This is a genomic window from Qipengyuania soli, from assembly GCF_015529805.1.
Lineage (GTDB): Bacteria > Pseudomonadota > Alphaproteobacteria > Sphingomonadales > Sphingomonadaceae > Qipengyuania > Qipengyuania soli.
Genome location: NZ_CP064654.1, coordinates 1,445,801 through 1,462,321, shown reverse-complemented (window position 1 = coordinate 1,462,321; position 16,521 = coordinate 1,445,801). Strand labels below are relative to the sequence as shown.

Genomic DNA, 16,521 nt, shown 5'->3' with positions numbered 1-16,521 from the left:
TCGTCCGGATAAAGAAAATCCGGGACCGGCGCTGGGCCGATCCCGGATATGTCAGCCTTGGTAAGGCAATGCGGGAAGGGGGAGGGTGTTCCTTAGGCCCAGCCAGCCATTTCCTTCTCGAGGTTCTGAACGATTGCCTCGAAGAACTGCTCGGTGGTCATCCAGCTCTGTTCGGGGCCGATGAGGAGCGCGAGGTCCTTGGTCATCTTGCCGCTTTCGACGGTCTTGATGCAGACCTTCTCGAGCGTCTCTGCAAAGCGGACGACGTCGGGCGTATTGTCGAACTTGCCGCGATACATGAGGCCGCGGGTCCAGGCGAAGATCGAGGCAATCGGGTTGGTCGAGGTCGCCTTGCCTTGCTGGTGCTGGCGATAGTGGCGCGTGACCGTGCCGTGAGCGGCCTCCGCTTCCACGGTCTTGCCGTCCGGCGTCATCAGGACCGAAGTCATCAGGCCGAGCGAACCGAAGCCCTGCGCGACCGTATCGGACTGCACGTCGCCGTCATAGTTCTTGCAGGCCCAGACGAACTTGCCGTTCCACTTCAGCGCCGATGCGACCATGTCGTCGATCAGGCGGTGTTCGTAGACGATGTTCTTTTCCTTGAACTTCTCTGCGAAGCCCTCGGTGTCGAACACCTCCTGGAACAGGTCCTTGAAGCGCCCGTCGTATGCCTTCATGATCGTGTTCTTGGTCGACAGATACACCGGCCAACCGAGGTTGAGGCCGTAGTTGAAGCTCGCCCGGGCGAAGTCGCGGATCGAATCGTCGAGGTTGTACATCGCCATGGCGACGCCCGAACTCGGGAAGTCGAAGACCTCGAGATCGAGGTTTTCGCCATTCTCACCCTCGAACACCAGGCGCAGCTTGCCAGGCCCAGGGATCAGCGTGTCGGTTGCGCGATACTGGTCGCCGAATGCGTGGCGACCGACGACGATCGGATCGGTCCAGCCGGGCACCAGGCGCGGCACGTTGTCGATTACGATGGGTTCGCGGAAGACGACGCCGCCGAGGATGTTGCGGATCGTGCCGTTGGGCGACTTCCACATCTTCTTCAGGTTGAATTCCTCGACGCGGGCTTCGTCGGGAGTGATCGTGGCGCACTTAACGCCTACGCCATACTGCTTGATGGCATTTGCGGCATCGATGGTGATCTGGTCGTCCGTCTCGTCACGCTTCTCGACCGAGAGGTCGTAGTACTTCAGGTCGACATCGAGATAGGGCAGGATCAGCCGTTCGCGGATCCACTGCCAGATGATGCGGGTCATTTCGTCGCCGTCGAGTTCGACGACCGGGTTTGCCACCTTGATCTTCGCCATGGGTTTCCTGTCTTTTGCGAGATGAGTTGCGCGCGCCATAGCAGAGCCTTGCGAAGGGGCAAGGTTTGCGCGGGTGCGAATGGCTGCGAACGATCTTTCGGCTCAACGTTTCGCTAAACGAGGGACACCCGCAGCTTCCATGAAAGGCGCAAGTATCTCCTGCTTGTTCCAGCGCGTTTCGGCCCGGAGGCGTGCAGCGGCAGAAAAGCGGGAGTGTAGGGCTGGGTCTTCCATAAGCGTGACGATGGCTGAAGCAAATGCATCAGCGTCGCGCGGCGGGGTTACCAGCCCGACGCCTTCGACTTCCTGCGACAGGCCGGTTCCTTCGACCGCAGTTGCAACCACGGGCCGGCCGGATGCCAGCATGTTGGCCAGTTTCGATGGCAGCATAAGGTCGGCGGCCCGCTCGAGATGCGGCAAAAGGTGGATCGTCGCGAGGCCAAGCAGCTCCCCCAGTTCCGCACGCGGCTGGAGGTCGTGGAACTGCACGTTGGGGAGCGAACCTGATCGCTCTTCCAGGGCCGACCGGTCGGACCCATTGCCGCAGATTACGAAGGTCAGATCTTTGCGGTCCTTCAGGATCCTGGCTGCATCGATAATGAGGTCCAGCCCTTGCTTGTTCGCAATGTTGCCCGAGTAGAGCGCCACGTGAGGCGTCTTGACTGCCCAGCGTTCGCGATATGAGGACGGGGCGCTTAGCGGGGAGATCTGGTCCAGGTCTGCCCAGTTGCGCATCTCGACAATGCGGTCCTGCTGGACATCATTCTGGGCCAGGCGCTTGCACATCTGGGAAGATATCGTGCTCACGGTATCGAACTTGCCAAATGTCCAGCGCTCGAAGCGCTTGGCCAGGCGAGCAATGAACCCGCTATCACCCAGCAAGCCGGTCGCAAAAGCGGCCTGCACCTCGAAATCCTGCACGTGCAGCCAGCTTCTCGCCCCGCAAACTTTGGCTGCAACGAGTGCGATGGGCGCAGCGAGAAGCGATGGTGCGACGGTCATGACGATGTCGGGTCTGGTCCGTATCGCCGCCGTGATAGCGGGAAAGAAGGCCGAAAGGCCAAACGTCGCGTAGTGGACGATCCTCCTGAAGCCCGTAGGCTTCGAAGGGACGTAAATGGGGCATCGACAGATGCGCGCTGCGCCATGAGCACCGGATTGCCAGCCAGCCTTGTATCCTGGCCAGGTATGCCACTGGGGATAGTAAGGCTTGGCAGCTACGATCGTCGCTTCATGGCCATGGCCTAACCAATGCTCGACCAATTGCGTGCTGTAATGGCCTACGCCGATTTCCTCGGGTGCGAAATTGAGGCCCAGAAACAGAAGACGCGTCACCGCGCAGCTCCCCTGTGGGCTACGCAAGTGTGCCGCGACTGGTTCAACGCAAGAGCATGCGTTGAATTGCATTGCGTCTTCATATTGCCTTCACTGCTTCCCGAGGACCGCATTTCTGTTGTTGAGCCGGGCACGCGGCTTGTGCTGGGTGCCTGCCATCTGTAGTTCGGATGCCGGTCGCTACTCCTATTCTCCAGCCGGCAGCATTATGTCTCGCGTGAGCTGGCGATGGATTCCGGCCGACTAAACCAATCAGGATGCAGGCTCGGAAATTGCCGGATAGCTTCGAAAATAAAGTGCTCCGGGTGGCTCAGCGTGTGCAACTTGCGCGCGACTATGATGGCACCGCGCCTTCCGGAAAACCCGTTTGTGGGCCTTTTCGGGGGAAAGTGCTGCACGCAGGCCGCATCGTCGCCTATTCGGATCGCTTCGCAGCCCCGTCTTTGACTAGGACGATGCATGGGCTAGTCGGGGCAGCGTACGAGTATCAACAATGCTGAGACAAAAGCTCCCTGACAGTAAGCCGCGTACCTCGAAGGAGGATCTGCGGATTCGTTTGTACCTGTTCCAGGGCCTGGGGGACATTGCAGTCGTTCTGGGCAGCTTCTTGCTGGCCGGCGGGCTCTATATGGGCCAATGGCCCTCGCATTTCGCGCTCGCGATGAGCTATGCCTACATCCCGCTGTTCGTCATCATGTCGGTGTACCAGCGCAGCTATTCGATCCCCGCCCTGTACGACGTGAGGTATGCAGTCGGAAGGGCTACCTTGGCGCTCGTCACGTCCGCCCTCCTTTGTTTCGTGGTCATCTTCTATGCACAAGCGAACGAGAAATTCTCGCGCGTGATGTTCTCGATGGCACTGGTCTCGTCATGGATGGGCATCAGCGTAATCCGCTGGATTACCCACGAACTGATTGAGAAATACTACAGCGGCGCCGCGAGCAATGTGCTGATCGTCCACGACGGCGGTCCGCACGTGGAGGTCAAAGGCGCGCAATACATGTCTACCGAGGACTTGCCGGTCCACCTCGCCCGCTACGAACCCGAATCGCTGGACGTGTTCGGGCGATTGTTTCGCACAATGGACAGGGTGATCGTCAGTTGTTCTGTGGAGCGCCGCCTCGACTGGGCCGAGATTCTAAGGGCTGCAGGAGTACGAGGCGAGGTTGTATCGCAGTCGCTCGAGGAGCTTGGTGCTCTCGCACTTGAACGAGAGAATGGCTGGGTGAGTGTGGTCATTTCCACCGGACCGCTTGGCCTGCGCGACCGCTTCATCAAGCGGATCATGGATGTCGCAATCACCATACCTGCGCTGATCTTGCTGAGTCCCATCATGTTGATCACTGCCGTCGCCATCAAGCTCGAGGACGGCGGTCCAATTTTCTTCGTGCAAGAGCGCATGGGCAGGTCGAATTGCCTCTTCAAGATGCTCAAATTCCGATCGATGTCGGTTGGCGATCTGGATGTTCGAGGCGATCGGTCGACGTCCCGCACTGACAGCCGCGTGACACGTGTCGGATCATTCATCAGGAAGACAAGTATTGATGAGCTCCCTCAGCTAATAAATGTCCTTCGGTCAGAAATGAGTATTGTCGGTCCGCGCCCGCACGCCTTGGGGTCTCAGGCCGGCGACAAGCTGTTTTGGGAAATCCACAGCGACTACTGGCAGCGTCATTCGCTCAAGCCAGGCCTCACTGGCTTGGCGCAAGTCCGTGGATTCAGAGGCGCAACCGAAACGGAGGGGCATTTGACCGACCGTCTGACTGCCGATCTTGAGTACATTCGAAACTGGTCGCCGATGGGGGATATCCGCATCATGCTTGCGACCGCCAGGGTGCTGATACATCCCAATGCATATTAGCATTTGCTATAAATGAAATTGTGGATTTCGTCTTATTCTAGAAACCTTTCGCCGACATTTGTGTTTGTGCAACACCCTGTGGGGAAATGTCAGTAACTCAGTTTTAACCTGTTGCGCTTCAATGGGATCGTTGCTACCCGCCCTAACGCAAGCGCAAGAAAACAAATTTAGGAGATTACCAATGAAGACCAGCCGCCTTCTGATTGGCCTCGGTGCTGCCGCTATGTCGATCGCACCGGTTGCTGCCCAGGCAGGTACCCGTGCATCGGATGCCGGTGCCGTTGCGGTCCAGCCGGTCAAGATGTCGACCGTTACTCGTTCGGCTCAGACTGCTGAAAAGAAGAACGAACTCGGCGGCCCCGGCCTCATCATCGCGATCCTGGCCGTTGCCGCGATCATCGCCGGCATCGTTATCGCTGCCGACGACGACAAGTCGCCGGGCGCGTAAGCTTCCGCGAAGTTTCGAAACCCGCCGACCGCGAGGTCGGCGGGTTTTTTGTTATCTTTTCGCAATGTCGGGGTGGCAGTGAAAAGACCGAAAAGCTCCACTAGGCTGGGGCGGATTCTGCCATTCATTGCAGAGCCGTCCTTGGTGATATTCCTCGTGGCCGTCCTCCTGGGCGGGGGTGGCAGCCGCTATGCGCTGTCCAATCTTTCCGTTCAGCTGGTTGCCATCGGGTACCTGGTGTTCGCCATCGACCGCGCGATGACGGGGTGGCGTGACTTGCGAACATCACTGCGTGTCCTCGTGGCGATTACCCTTTTATTGCCGCTCGTGCAGCTGATCCCTCTTCCTCCGGCTCTCTGGCAAGCCCTCCCGGGCGGTGAGACCGCATTGCGGTCGCGAGAACTCGTCGGTGCCTCCAGCCAATGGTTCCCCTTGACGCAGGATAGGGCGCGAACCGTGCTCGCTTTCGCGGCACTTGTCCCTCCTTTCGTCATTGCTGTCCTGCGTCCGCGGGAAGACTTTTCGCAAATATTCGTGCGCTTGATCGTTGGTCTTGGCGTACTCAATATTTCGCTCGGTGCAGTGCAGTTCGTGGCGGGTGCCAACATACCTTACGGCTACCCGATGGTTGAGACGGGTCGGATCTACGGCTTGTTCGCAAACCACAACACCAGCGGCCTGTTTTTCGTCGTGGCATTGTGCTCGCTCGCCGGGCTCGAAATCGATGCAGCATCCAAACGTGTGCAGATGGCTTTGAAGATCGCCCTTGGCGGCCTGTTCGTCATTGGTGTGCTGTTGACGCAGTCGCGTTCGAGCGCAGTCTTGATGCTGATCCCGCTCCTGTATTTCGTTTTTGCGTTTCTGCGCGCAAGATCAAGGAGCGGCCGCTCGCTGAACTGGAAGGTTTTCGTTCCAGTCGTGGCATTCGCCCTGGTCGTCGCATGGTTCGGATTGACGCAGGAACGGCTCGGCCAGACCATGGAGCGCTTCGGCGATCTTCAGGATGAAAGGCCCGCAATCTGGCGGGATACCCTTGCCGCAATAACTGCCTATTTCCCTTTCGGGAGCGGGATCGGGTCATTCGACGAAGTATTCCAGTATTTCGAATCCCTGGAAACGCTGTCTCCCGCCTTCGCTCGCCGAGCGCACAACGACTACCTAGAGCTCGGAGTTGAGGCTGGCATTTTGGGCTGGCTGCTGCTCGGAGGATGGCTGTTTTGGGGTGCTTGGACGTGGCTGGCCCAGAAGTCGCGCGGACTTGATGGATCACAGGTAGCTGCGAGCCTCGCAATCCTGTCAATCGCAGGTCAATCGGCGATAGACTACCCGCTCCGCAATCAGGCCTTTTTGTGCCTTGCTGTCATTTTTGTCGTTATGCTAGCTGGCCGCTCGCTCAATAAGGGATCGGGTCATTGAAATTCCTTCGCGCTTTGGCAATTCTCTCGGGGACGCTCCTCGTTACAGGATGCTTTTCTCCCGCTGCGGATATGCCGCGAGGTGAAGCTGCATATCGGCTCATGCCGCCACCTGACACGGTCAATGGACCTCAAGTCTATCGTATCGGCGTCCTGGATGTCCTTTCGGTTCGCGTTTTCCAGGAAGAGGAACTCTCTTTCGAGACGCTGGCGGTCGATGCTGCCGGGACCATCAATTTCCCGCTGGTCGGTGAAGTGCAGGCAGCTGGTAAGACGCCTATCGAACTCAGTGACGAGCTCGAGGCTGGCCTCGGTTCGCGCTTCATCCGCAATCCCCAGGTCGTCGTAGGTGTCGTGTCGTCAGCAGGGCAGCGCGTGACCGTGGACGGAAGCGTCGCCGAACCTGGCGTCTACGAGATCGCCGGTAACTCCTCTCTACTTGAATCAATCGCGCGGGCGCAGGGTACGACCAATGTCGCTTCGGAGAAGGAAGTCATCATCTTCCGCATGATCGACGGGCAGCGCTACGGCGCTCTGTTCGACCTGCGCCAAATTCGCGAAGGCAAGGCGCCCGACCCGGAAGTTCTGGGTGGTGACAGGATTGTCGTCGGACTTTCGGGCGTGAAGAGTGCGTATCAGGACTTCCTGCGCGCCGCTCCGCTCCTCAACGTATTTACCAGGTTTTGATCGACATGGCAGCACGCCCCTTGGAACCCGCAACCGTCTACGGGGTACCGCCTCAAAACGAACCTGGCAGGGAATATGTCAGTTCGGGTGACGATGGTCGCATGGTCGAACTCGACCTGCACGCGATCTATTCCGCCGTCCGGCGGAACCTGCTGTGGATCGCCCTGATCATGGCCGCTTTTGTCGGTCTTGGTATTGTGGCGACCTTGTTGACCGTCCCGCAGTACGTCGCGACCTCGAGCGTTCTGGTCGAGCAAGAGACCGAGAAGATTATCGAGGAATCGACCAGTCCCGCTGGTTATCAGGACGCTGATCGCTTCCTTCGTACGCAGGCGGACATCATCGGATCGGTTGCTCTCGCCACCCGCGTGGTCGAATCCGAGGGTCTGGCCGAGAATGCGAATTTCTTCACCGCGTTGGGTGCCGAATATCCGACCAATGAGAATGTCGATGCCGTCGATCTCGGGCCCGAGGGCCTGCCCGGCCTTCGTCGCTCCCTTGCCGCCGATCTCCTCCTGAACAATCTTGAGATTTCGCTCCCTACCCAGAGCAGGCTGATCGGCATCAGTTTTTCCAGTAGCGATCCCAATCTCTCCGCTTCCATCGCAAATGCGGTCGCTTCGAACTATCTCGAGAGCAATCTCGCGAGAAAGTTCGACAGCTCCGCCTATGCGCGTGAGTTCCTCGCGCAGCAGCTCAGCGATGCCCGCGACAAGGTTGAGAAGAGCGAGCGCGATCTCAACCAGTATTCGCGTGCAGCGGGCCTCATCCGTGTTTCTGGTCAGGGGCAGAACGCAGACAAGGAAACCACCCTGTCGGTGACCAATGATGCACTGGTCCAGTTGAACGCTGCATCCACTGCCGCCACAGCCGAACGCATTGCAGCTGAGAAGCGCTGGCAGAATGTCGCAGGTATCGCCCCGCTTTCGATCCCCGAAGTGCTTGCCAATTCCGCCGTCCAGCAGCTGCTGACGGAACGGGCCAAGGTCGCAGCGTCGCTTGCCGAAGAGCGTGTAAAACACCTCGAGGAGCATCCCAATGTGCAGGCACTCGAAGCCCAACTGCGCGATGTCGACTCCCAGATCGCCTCGCTCGGCCAGTCGATCAAGCGGACGATCCGCCTAGATTATGAAACCGCGCGCGAACGCGAGGGTTCGATACAGGGCAGGCTCGCTTCGACGCGCGGGGAAGCATTGGACGAGCAGGACCGCGGCGTGCAGTATAACCTGCTCAAACGCGTGGCGGAAACCGATCGCGCGCTCTACAACACGCTCTTGACGCGCTTCAATGAATTGAGTGCCACCGCCGGCGCGGCTTCCAACAACGTTTCCATAGTCGACCTTGCGGAAGCTCCGCGCAAACCGGACTCACCGAAACCGCTGCTCAATATGCTGCTTTCTCTGCTTGGCGGGATGATCTTCAGCGGCCTCTTCGTCGCCGGGCGTGAATTGCTTGACGATACCGTCCGCACGCCGACCGACGTTGAAGAAAAGCTTGGTCTGCCATTGCTGGGCATGATCCCGATGGCGGAGGGTGAATTCATCGAGGATGACCTCGACGATCCGAAGTCCGGCGCAAGCGAGGCGTACCAGTCGCTGGTAACCAACCTGCGCTATTATTCGGCCGACGGTATTCCGAAGACGATCCTGGTCACCAGTTCGCAGCAGGGGGAGGGCAAGTCGACCACATCGCTGCAGTTGGCGCGCGAATTCGCAAAGCTGAACAAGCGTACTTTGCTGATCGACGCCGACCTTCGTCGACCGACGCTGCACCGTCGTCTCCCGGGACGTCGCGAAGTGGATGGGTTCACCTCCGTCCTTGCCGGTGAGAAGACCCCTGCCGAAGTTATCGTCCAGTCGGACCGGCCAAACCTCGATTTCATGACAGCACTCCCGATTCCGCCTGCACCCTCGGCACTTCTGGCAACGGCTGACATCAAGGGACTGATCGAACGGCTTGGCGAACATTATGATCATATCATTTTCGACGCGCCACCGGTACTCGGATTGTCGGATGCTCCGTCGATGGCGGCGCAGATCCACTCGGCGATCCTCGTTGTTGACTCGACGAGCGGCAAGCGCGGCGGGGTGAACTCCGCGCTTGGGCGTCTTGCCATGGTCAATTCGCGTCCGATGGGGGCGGTGCTCACCAAGTTCGATCCGCGTCAGGCGGGTAGCGCTTACAGCTACTATGGCTCGGGATATTATTCGTACGAGCATAGCAGTTCGGACTGATGAGCAAGTTCGGCAACCCGCGTTTCGTTGTTGCCCTGCTGCTCGGCATTCTGATCGCAGGGGTTTTCACGGTCTTCCAGTTCGACAGGGCGGCGCGCGACAACACGCGCATGGTGCCGCTCGTGCCGCACGGCCTCGGAGGTTTTGCCGACGAAAGGCGCGCGGAACGGCTGCTGGCCGAAGACCCCGTTTCAGCCGGTGATGCGGTCTCCGACATTCTGCGCATTCGGCCAGTCGACGTCAGCCATCTTTCGCATTTTGCGCAGTGGGCCGCAGAGGCCGATCGCATGCAATTGGCGAGTGCAGCATTGTCCGAAGCGGCCAAGCGCGGGTGGCGTGGCCCGTACGTCCAGATAACTGTGCTGGGCAGTGCGCTGGCGGCAGGCAAATACGAGGAAGCGGTCAACCGTCTCGACGCCCTTTCGCGGACCGAGGCCGACCAAAGGATCATTTCCGCCGCGCTTGACGCGATGCTGCAATTTCCTGCCACCCATGCGGACCTCGCCAAGATGATTGGCGAGAGCGACTTCCTGGCACAATCGACGGTCGCGCACGTCTACGTCTCACCGGCGAGCCGGCATACGTTGGGTAAACTCATCGCGACTATGTCCAATAGTTCCGATGCTCTTGGATGTGATGGTCGCGGAAGGATCGCCAGTGTCCTCCTTGTCAACGGCGATAGTCTAGGGTCCCAGCTCTGGCCCAAAGAGTGCTGGACTCCTGGGTCGGAAGGTCTTGGCTTCGCTTATCCGGATCGCGAGTATGATCCTCGTGGTTGGACATTTCCCAGATCCGGCGGGATTTCGCTCCGCATGCTGGGTACGGGCGCTCTGACGATCGAGAACAGGAATTTTCTCCGTCGGCAAGCCGCCTCCAGATTTCTGACCTTCGCGCCTGGGCAGCACACAATTGTTATTTCGAGAAAGGATAGTGACTCTGCTTCGCTACCGGGTCGGAGACGCGCCGACGTGCTGACGCGAGTGTTTTGCCTGGAAGTTGAAGGCAAGGGGAGCAGATTCCTCGCGGAAAAACAGAATGCGGGCGACTTTTCTTTCGAAGTTCCAGCCGATTGCAAGGTTCAGCACCTACGGGTGGAAGTGGAGCGTGGTCGCGTTGAGGGACTTAGGCTTACCGTGCGGGACATGATGTGACCGTCACGCCCCAAATGCCGAATGACAGTATTGGCAACGTTGAAGGAATGCCCAGGCTCGCCGTACTGCTGGTATCGCATAACCGTCGAGATTCTACTGTCCGGGCGCTGCAAGCATTGCGGAATAGCGAGGGCTTCGAGATCGAGGTCGTGCTGTTCGACGATGCAAGTAATGATGGCACCGATACGGCAGTACGCGAGGTGTGGCCGACTGCGCATATTGTGCATGGTGATGGCACGGCTTTTTGGAATGGTGGCCTCTATGCCGCCTGGAACGCATCGCTGGGGCTGGAGCCAGATGCATTTCTCTGGCTGAACGATGATGTAGTCCTCGATCCGACAGCTATCGAACAGCTCAGATCGGCATGGGACGATCAGCGCGAGCGCGGTCACCATCAATTCATCCTGGTTGGGGCAACAAGAAACTCGGATGGGCTTCAGACCTACGGCGGCATTTCGGCTCGAGTATCGCCGACGTCCATTGCGCTGGAACTCGCCGGCCTTGCCGACAATCCGGTGGCCGTAGACACGTTCAACGGAAACATCGTTCTTGTCCCTGCCGAAGTGGTAAGAAAGATCGGTATCAATGATCCTGGGTATTTTCACAATCTCGGAGATATCGACTACGGGCTGCGCGCAACCGCAGCTGGAATCCCTATCCTGCAGTTGGCCGGATCGCTCGGTGTCTGCGAAGCCAATGTCGAGAAATCATCTAAAGGATATGGTTCGCCGCACCTCTCGGTTTTCGAGCAATGGCGAAAGGTGAATACGCATCACGGCCTTCCACCTCGCAGCTGGTGGCTTTACACGCGCCGGCATTCAGGTCGGTGGTGGCCGCTGCATTTCCTCTTGCCCTATCGCCACCTGCTCAAGTTCTGGCGGTTGGGGGGCGATAGCCCACGAGAGCAGTCGAATGGCAACTAGGTACTTGGCCTCCAAGATTCAGGGAATTCGCTGGAGGATTCATTCGGCGATTGGCCGGGCATTCCTACGGGCAATCGGTGTGGAACTGGGGCGAGCGGCGCGTTTCAGCGGCAAGATGCTCGTTTTCAGGCCGGGCAGGTCGAGAATAACCATCGGTGATCGCTTTGTCGGGGTTAGCCGAGCGGATTCCACCGCCTTGGGCGTATCGCGTCCGGTAATCTTGCGCTGCATGAATGAAGAGGCGGAGATCCGCATTGGCGATGATTGCGGAATGAGTGGGACCGTCATTTGCAGTGCCGTATCGGTCACTATTGGCCATCGTTGTCTGTTTGGAGCAGACGTGACCATCTTCGATACCGATTTCCATCCAAAAGAGGCAACTAATCGTCGCTATGCGAAGCCTGTATGGAATGAAATCTCCGCTCCTGTCGTCATTGGTGATGACGTGTTCGTCGGCACCCGCGCGATCATACAGAAGGGGGTAAGGATCGGTGACGGAGCGATAATTGCTGCTGGCAGCGTTGTGACCAAGGATGTGCCACCTGGAATGTCGGTTGGCGGTGCCCCGGCGGCACCAATTGGGGTTGTCGTTGGCGATGAATGAATTTGGCACCCCTCAGGCCACCGGCCCTTGGGTTGGAGCTGCGACCCCGCTGCCAGGCAAGACAAGTCGAACCGTTACCATCTCCAGGATCGCACCTGTCCTTTTCGCGATCTGGGTGACATTGCTGTGCAACCTGTACACCGAGATGTCTTTCAGCCTTCAGTTATTTGAAATATATTCTTATAACGTTTGGCTATCTGATATTACTCTCTTTTCATGGGTATTCACGGTCATTTGTTTGATAAACAGGATCAGCTTTCGGCAAAATATTAAGATTCTTATTTTCTTTTACATCGCGTTAGTTGCCATAACGCTTTTGCGCGGCTTGTTGATCGATCCCCTGCAAGCTGCGTTCTGGGCGCGAAATCCCCTGGTCGTTCCCTTGGCTATGGCGTCCGCCTGCCTTGTGGGGCTGCGATACGAAGACCTCAGAAAAATCGCTAGAATTCTGATTGGCTTCGCACTTATTTTGGCGACGCTCGCGGTTCTCCGTAGCGGAATCTCGCCGGGATTCCCGTTCTACGCAGACACCTTGGGGCAGAACGAGGGGCGTCCTCTCTCCGCATCCGGCGGCATGCTGCTTGCGCTCGCAGGGGCATTGGTTGCGGCCGGAATGTTGAATGTCAGCCGTTGGGCGGCGATCTTCCTGTTCCTGTTTCTTTTGGTAGGATTGATCTTGAGTGGTCAGGGAACCGCGCTGATTGCCTTTCTGGCGATGAGCGCTGCCATACTCATGCTGCAATCGATCTCAGCCCGTATCATTGCCCTCTTGTACTTGTTTGCCTTCAACGTGGCTGGGCTCTTCATCTTCCTTGTAATCGGTATCGAGAACATCCTTCCGGCGAACCTGACCACGTTCTTCGAACAACGCTTGATGAACCGTTCGACGCGTCAGTCGATCTGGGATGCATTCCAAGGGCTAATTCAAGACGCACCGATGACTATCAAGGCGATTGGATTTCCCGCAGGTCAAAGACCCCCGCTCACCTTCATCCTTCCCAATGGGCGATTGACCAGCTGGGACGCCAGTCTGCACAGTCAGTTCTTCGGTGCAATCGGTGACACCGGTTATCTGGGAATGCTCGCGCTGGCGTCAGCCATGGTTTTGGTCGCCTATTCGCTGCTGTTCAAGCCGGTGCCCCATAAGGATGGCGCAAAAGCAAATCTCGTGGCCGTCGTCTTCCTTATCGGGTGCCTGATCTCCGGCTATTCCTACGAGTGGAGAGATGTTCTTTCGATCCCACTCTTCATTGTTATCGCGGTTGCGCTTATGCAACGTGGAAGGCGATCTCCTCGATTTGCGATCAGCATTCGGCAAAGGTAGGGCGCTGCAAGGGAGGCGCGAATCTCACTTCTCGGCAAACTAAGGGCTCTCGCCAGGAATATGGGCCTCGAGGTCCAACGCGCGAACGAACTGACCGTGTGGCGAAAACGTCTTCCAGCAATTCTTGCGGGACAGAACATCGAGTATGTCGTCGACGTTGGCGCAAATGACGGCGAGTTTGCCAAATCCTTGTTCGATAACGGCTATCTCGGCCACGTCCTCTCAATCGAACCACTCCCGGTCGCATGGCATGCCCTTCGAGACATCGCGGCAAAATACGGTTCCGAGAGGTGGACGATTGCACCACGCATGGTAGTCGGAGCTGACGCTGGCCACGTGACCTTTTATGAAGCGGGAAACAGTGTCAGCAGTTCGATGCTGCCAATGCTGGATTCGCATGTCGAGGCCGCGCCGGGCAGTGCCGTGATCGGATCTATCGAAGTTTCGATGCAGACTCTTGACCAGTTGTTGTCGGCAGCTCCCGTCGATGAACCCATTCATCTGAAGCTCGATGTGCAGGGGGCCGAGCACCTCGTACTGCAGGGTGCTCGCGAAAGTCTTGCGAAGCGTATCCGGAGCGTCCAGCTTGAGATGAGCCTCATGCAACTCTACGACGGCCAGAAATCGGCGGGTGAGCTTGACGAATTCCTTCGTTCTTGCGGATTCCAGCTATGGGACATTGTTCCCGGCTTCCGTGATGTGAGATCGTTGCGCTTACTGCAATACGACGGTCTATACATCAAAGGCTGACCGTTGGTCCGAACTCCACGATGATGGAAACCGAAAGCGACCGACGTGGTCAGAGATAACTTGCGCAAGAGTGGCATGGCCATATTGGACCCGCTGGTAACCAGTGGGGCCGTCTTCCTTGTGCAGGGCGCTATCCTGTTCACTGCGAGCAAGACCGAATTCGCCGTATTCAGCCTGGCCTATTCCTATGTGATCATGGGGCAGGTGTTGATGGCATCCCTGTTCGGCGCTCCCTTCATCACCGTCCTGACGCGCGGGCATTCGCAGGACGAACAGCGAGCTATGGGGAAGGGCTTCCTACGGCTCCAGTTGGGATTGACGGTGGTTCCGGCGCTTGTTGGCGTGGCGCTGGCGATCTTGCTTGGTCTGCCTCCCATGATCGCGATTGCGAGTGCCGCAGCATTCGTGGTCCTTTCCTATCGGGATGCCTTGCGTAGCCTTCTGGTTTCCAGCCTTCAGGTAGCGGCCGCACTGAGAGTTGCGATTGTTTTCGCGATTGTGTGCGCATCAAGCCTTTCCGTCATCTATATGACGGTAGGCCGGATCGATGCGCGGACGGGCTTGTTGGTGCTTGCCGTGTCGTCCGCAATTGGCGTTTCCGGCAGCATGCTGACAGCGGCAACGAGTGCGGCCACCATTCCGGCGGACGCCAGACGAACACTGTTCGGCATGGCTGCTTGGTCTCTGCCAGGGTCGATCGTGATTTGGCTCCAAGGAAGCTTCTATCTGACCATTGTAGCCATCAGTATCGACCTTGCATCGGTCGGAGAGATTTCAGCGTCGCGGATGCTCATCATGCCGGTGATGATCATGAGCTCCGGAATAATGCGGCTTCTGCAGGTGCGTTTCGCGGGATTGTATCGCCAAGAAGGCGTTACATCGGCCACGAAGCTTGCCAGAAAGATTGCAATCATTGTCCTGGTCGTCGGGACTGTCGCCAGCGCCTTGGTCTTCCTCGTTGCCAGCAGAATTCCGGCCTCGGTGGTGCCGCAGGCGTATTCGGAAGTTCCGACGCTTACAGGGGCCTGGGCACTTTTTGCGACGGCAAATATCGCTCGCGGTGCCTACTCGACGCTTTATCAGGCAATGGGCCACTACCGCGAAATTTTCACACTCAACTTGCTTACCCTGCCGCCGATTCTGCTTGGAGTTGCTTTCGCCCCAGCGCATTTCGGCCTCTTGGCCGCCATCATTCCCATGGCTTTGGGTGAACTTGCTCTTCTTGCTCTGTTGGCCATGCGGATCAATCGACAGCCCTCCGGCGCCTGACGCAGTTTTCGCTTTCCTACAGTGTTCCCAGTTACCTAGGCGTGGCTTGGAACAAAGAGGAAACAGACCATGCCAAGTCAGCAATCCATAGTCGCTCCTGCAGGTTATGTGCCGCAGTTCGCCATCTCATTCGGCGAGGGTGAAGCAATCGGCGTTTCACGCGATCGTCCCTTGCCAATACAATCACGGACGAGAGTGGCAGAGAGCGTGGTCGAGCGCGTGGCCCGCGAAGGTTCGCAGGCGACAAACACCTACTTCAAAGGCGACAACTCAGGGACTTCCTATTCCGTCGGCCAGGCCCTGGGTGTCTACACGCCACCGCCCGGTCGCTCCACCTGGATTGAAGCGATCACCATCTGTTCGACCCGCGATGTTACCATCTGGATCCAACGTCTCGATGCACAATTGAATGCAAATGCCGCAGGTCCCGCTCTGCAGGCTGTGATGGTGGGGCCAACTTTTGGAGCGACGACCGTCGTCCCGGTCAATGGCTTCCTTCGTGAGGGCGAGTCGCTGTCATACGTCTTGCGGACAGCAGTGCCGCAGAACGCCGGAGCTGACTTTTCGTTTTTCTGCGGAATGCAGGGCCGTCTCGTTTCGAACGACTTTTTCCATGAGGCCCCGAGAACGATGCTAGTGCTGGGTGACAGCATCAGCACGACGACAATAGGCGGCGGCAATGCCTATGGAGGCGACTTCTTCCATGCGCACCTCGCCACATCATTGCGCAGCGAGGGCAAGGACATCCGGCGGATAGTCAAGGGTGACGGCGGTTGGCGCGCCAGGCATGGAGCAACGGCGATGCGCCGTGGCAGCCTGAACGTCGGAGAACTCGATCTCCTTTTGGTCATGCTGGGCACCAACGATACGTCAATCAGCGAATTCACGGACAATCTAGCCGCGCTCGTGCAGTGGAAGAAGAACCAGTATCCGGCCACGCCAATGGTTCTGCTCGCCCCGGCTCCGAGACTGGATGCGGCGGAAGCCACCTACCTTGTCCCCCTGCGTGCTGCTGCAGATGGGCTGGTTACCCAGCTTGCCGACCCGTTGGTTCATCTTGTCGATTGCGGGAATGCCTTCGCTGCAAACTCGGCAAATTTGCCGGACAACGTGCATCCATCAGCCGCAGCGCATGTCGCGATCGCAAACCACGTCCGCAGTGCGCTGTTGGCCAACGGAGTATGGCAAGCTCTTTGAGACTACT

At 58.1% G+C, this 16,521-nt stretch carries 14 protein-coding genes; 12 read left to right on the top strand and 2 right to left on the bottom strand.

The features are described from left to right. Positions 1–92: 92 nt before the first annotated feature. Both IRL76_RS07320 and IRL76_RS07315 read right to left on the bottom strand, forming a co-directional pair. The gene (locus IRL76_RS07320) at positions 93–1,316 is read right to left on the bottom strand and encodes an NADP-dependent isocitrate dehydrogenase (RefSeq protein WP_200980735.1); all 1,224 of its coding nucleotides are present in this window, start codon (positions 1,314–1,316) and stop codon (positions 93–95) included. Between the two features lie 102 nt (positions 1,317–1,418). Next, positions 1,419–2,651, bottom strand: coding sequence for a WcaI family glycosyltransferase (locus tag IRL76_RS07315; protein ID WP_246449578.1), 1,233 nt, complete (start codon positions 2,649–2,651; stop codon positions 1,419–1,421). Between the two features lie 493 nt (positions 2,652–3,144). On the opposite strand from IRL76_RS07315, the gene IRL76_RS07310 reads away from it, so the two are divergent. The 12 genes from IRL76_RS07310 (at position 3,145) to IRL76_RS07255 (ending at position 16,514) form a co-directional block, all read left to right on the top strand. Continuing rightward, a complete protein-coding gene (locus tag IRL76_RS07310) occupies positions 3,145–4,512 on the top strand; it encodes an exopolysaccharide biosynthesis polyprenyl glycosylphosphotransferase (protein WP_200980733.1) in 1,368 nt (455 codons plus the stop codon). A 181-nt stretch (positions 4,513–4,693) separates the two neighbouring features. Next, positions 4,694–4,960 carry a hypothetical protein gene (locus IRL76_RS07305; RefSeq protein ID WP_246449575.1) on the top strand — a complete coding sequence of 89 codons (267 nt, stop codon included), beginning with the start codon at positions 4,694–4,696 and terminating at the stop codon, positions 4,958–4,960. Between the two features lie 144 nt (positions 4,961–5,104). Beyond that, the gene (locus IRL76_RS07300) at positions 5,105–6,376 is read left to right on the top strand and encodes an O-antigen ligase family protein (protein ID WP_246450076.1); all 1,272 of its coding nucleotides are present in this window, start codon (positions 5,105–5,107) and stop codon (positions 6,374–6,376) included. Further along, positions 6,373–7,062 carry a polysaccharide biosynthesis/export family protein gene (locus IRL76_RS07295; protein WP_246449572.1) on the top strand — a complete coding sequence of 230 codons (690 nt, stop codon included), beginning with the start codon at positions 6,373–6,375 and terminating at the stop codon, positions 7,060–7,062. Before IRL76_RS07300 ends, IRL76_RS07295 begins: the two co-directional genes overlap by 4 nt. Positions 7,063–7,082: 20 nt before the next feature. Beyond that, positions 7,083–9,296, top strand: a complete 2,214-nt coding sequence (locus IRL76_RS07290; protein WP_200984105.1) for a GumC family protein — start codon at positions 7,083–7,085, stop codon at positions 9,294–9,296. Further along, positions 9,296–10,447: a hypothetical protein gene (locus tag IRL76_RS07285; protein WP_200984104.1), complete on the top strand. Its 1,152-nt coding sequence runs from the start codon at positions 9,296–9,298 to the stop codon at positions 10,445–10,447. The genes IRL76_RS07290 and IRL76_RS07285 overlap by 1 nt, the downstream gene beginning before the upstream one ends. Then, positions 10,444–11,370 carry a glycosyltransferase family 2 protein gene (locus tag IRL76_RS07280; protein WP_200984103.1) on the top strand — a complete coding sequence of 309 codons (927 nt, stop codon included), beginning with the start codon at positions 10,444–10,446 and terminating at the stop codon, positions 11,368–11,370. Before IRL76_RS07285 ends, IRL76_RS07280 begins: the two co-directional genes overlap by 4 nt. A gap of 4 nt (positions 11,371–11,374) precedes the next feature. Continuing rightward, a complete protein-coding gene (locus IRL76_RS14650; protein WP_281388133.1) occupies positions 11,375–11,974 on the top strand; it encodes an acyltransferase in 600 nt (199 codons plus the stop codon). After that, on the top strand, positions 11,967–13,298 hold the full coding sequence (locus tag IRL76_RS07270) for an O-antigen ligase family protein (RefSeq protein WP_343072323.1): 1,332 nt from the start codon (positions 11,967–11,969) through the stop codon (positions 13,296–13,298). The genes IRL76_RS14650 and IRL76_RS07270 overlap by 8 nt, the downstream gene beginning before the upstream one ends. Before the next feature lie 60 nt (positions 13,299–13,358). Next, on the top strand, positions 13,359–14,048 hold the full coding sequence (locus IRL76_RS07265) for an FkbM family methyltransferase (protein ID WP_200984101.1): 690 nt from the start codon (positions 13,359–13,361) through the stop codon (positions 14,046–14,048). Between the two features lie 75 nt (positions 14,049–14,123). Beyond that, positions 14,124–15,317 (top strand): lipopolysaccharide biosynthesis protein, encoded by a 1,194-nt coding sequence (locus IRL76_RS07260; RefSeq protein ID WP_200984100.1) that lies wholly within the window; start codon positions 14,124–14,126, stop codon positions 15,315–15,317. 69 nt (positions 15,318–15,386) lie between these two features. Further along, entirely contained in the window at positions 15,387–16,514 is a 1,128-nt protein-coding gene (locus IRL76_RS07255) for an SGNH/GDSL hydrolase family protein (protein WP_200984099.1), read from the top strand. The last annotated feature ends 7 nt before the right edge of the window (positions 16,515–16,521 follow it).

Coding starts and splice junctions, on each gene's coding strand:
- IRL76_RS07320 (WP_200980735.1), bottom strand. CDS start 1,316: ATGGCGAAGATCAAGGTGGCAAACCCGGTCGTCGAACTCGACGGCGAC.
- IRL76_RS07310 (WP_200980733.1), top strand. CDS start 3,145: ATGCTGAGACAAAAGCTCCCTGACAGTAAGCCGCGTACCTCGAAGGAG.
- IRL76_RS07305 (WP_246449575.1), top strand. CDS start 4,694: ATGAAGACCAGCCGCCTTCTGATTGGCCTCGGTGCTGCCGCTATGTCG.
- IRL76_RS07285 (WP_200984104.1), top strand. CDS start 9,296: ATGAGCAAGTTCGGCAACCCGCGTTTCGTTGTTGCCCTGCTGCTCGGC.
- IRL76_RS07270 (WP_343072323.1), top strand. CDS start 11,967: ATGAATGAATTTGGCACCCCTCAGGCCACCGGCCCTTGGGTTGGAGCT.
- IRL76_RS07265 (WP_200984101.1), top strand. CDS start 13,359: ATGGGCCTCGAGGTCCAACGCGCGAACGAACTGACCGTGTGGCGAAAA.
- IRL76_RS07260 (WP_200984100.1), top strand. CDS start 14,124: ATGGCCATATTGGACCCGCTGGTAACCAGTGGGGCCGTCTTCCTTGTG.
- IRL76_RS07255 (WP_200984099.1), top strand. CDS start 15,387: ATGCCAAGTCAGCAATCCATAGTCGCTCCTGCAGGTTATGTGCCGCAG.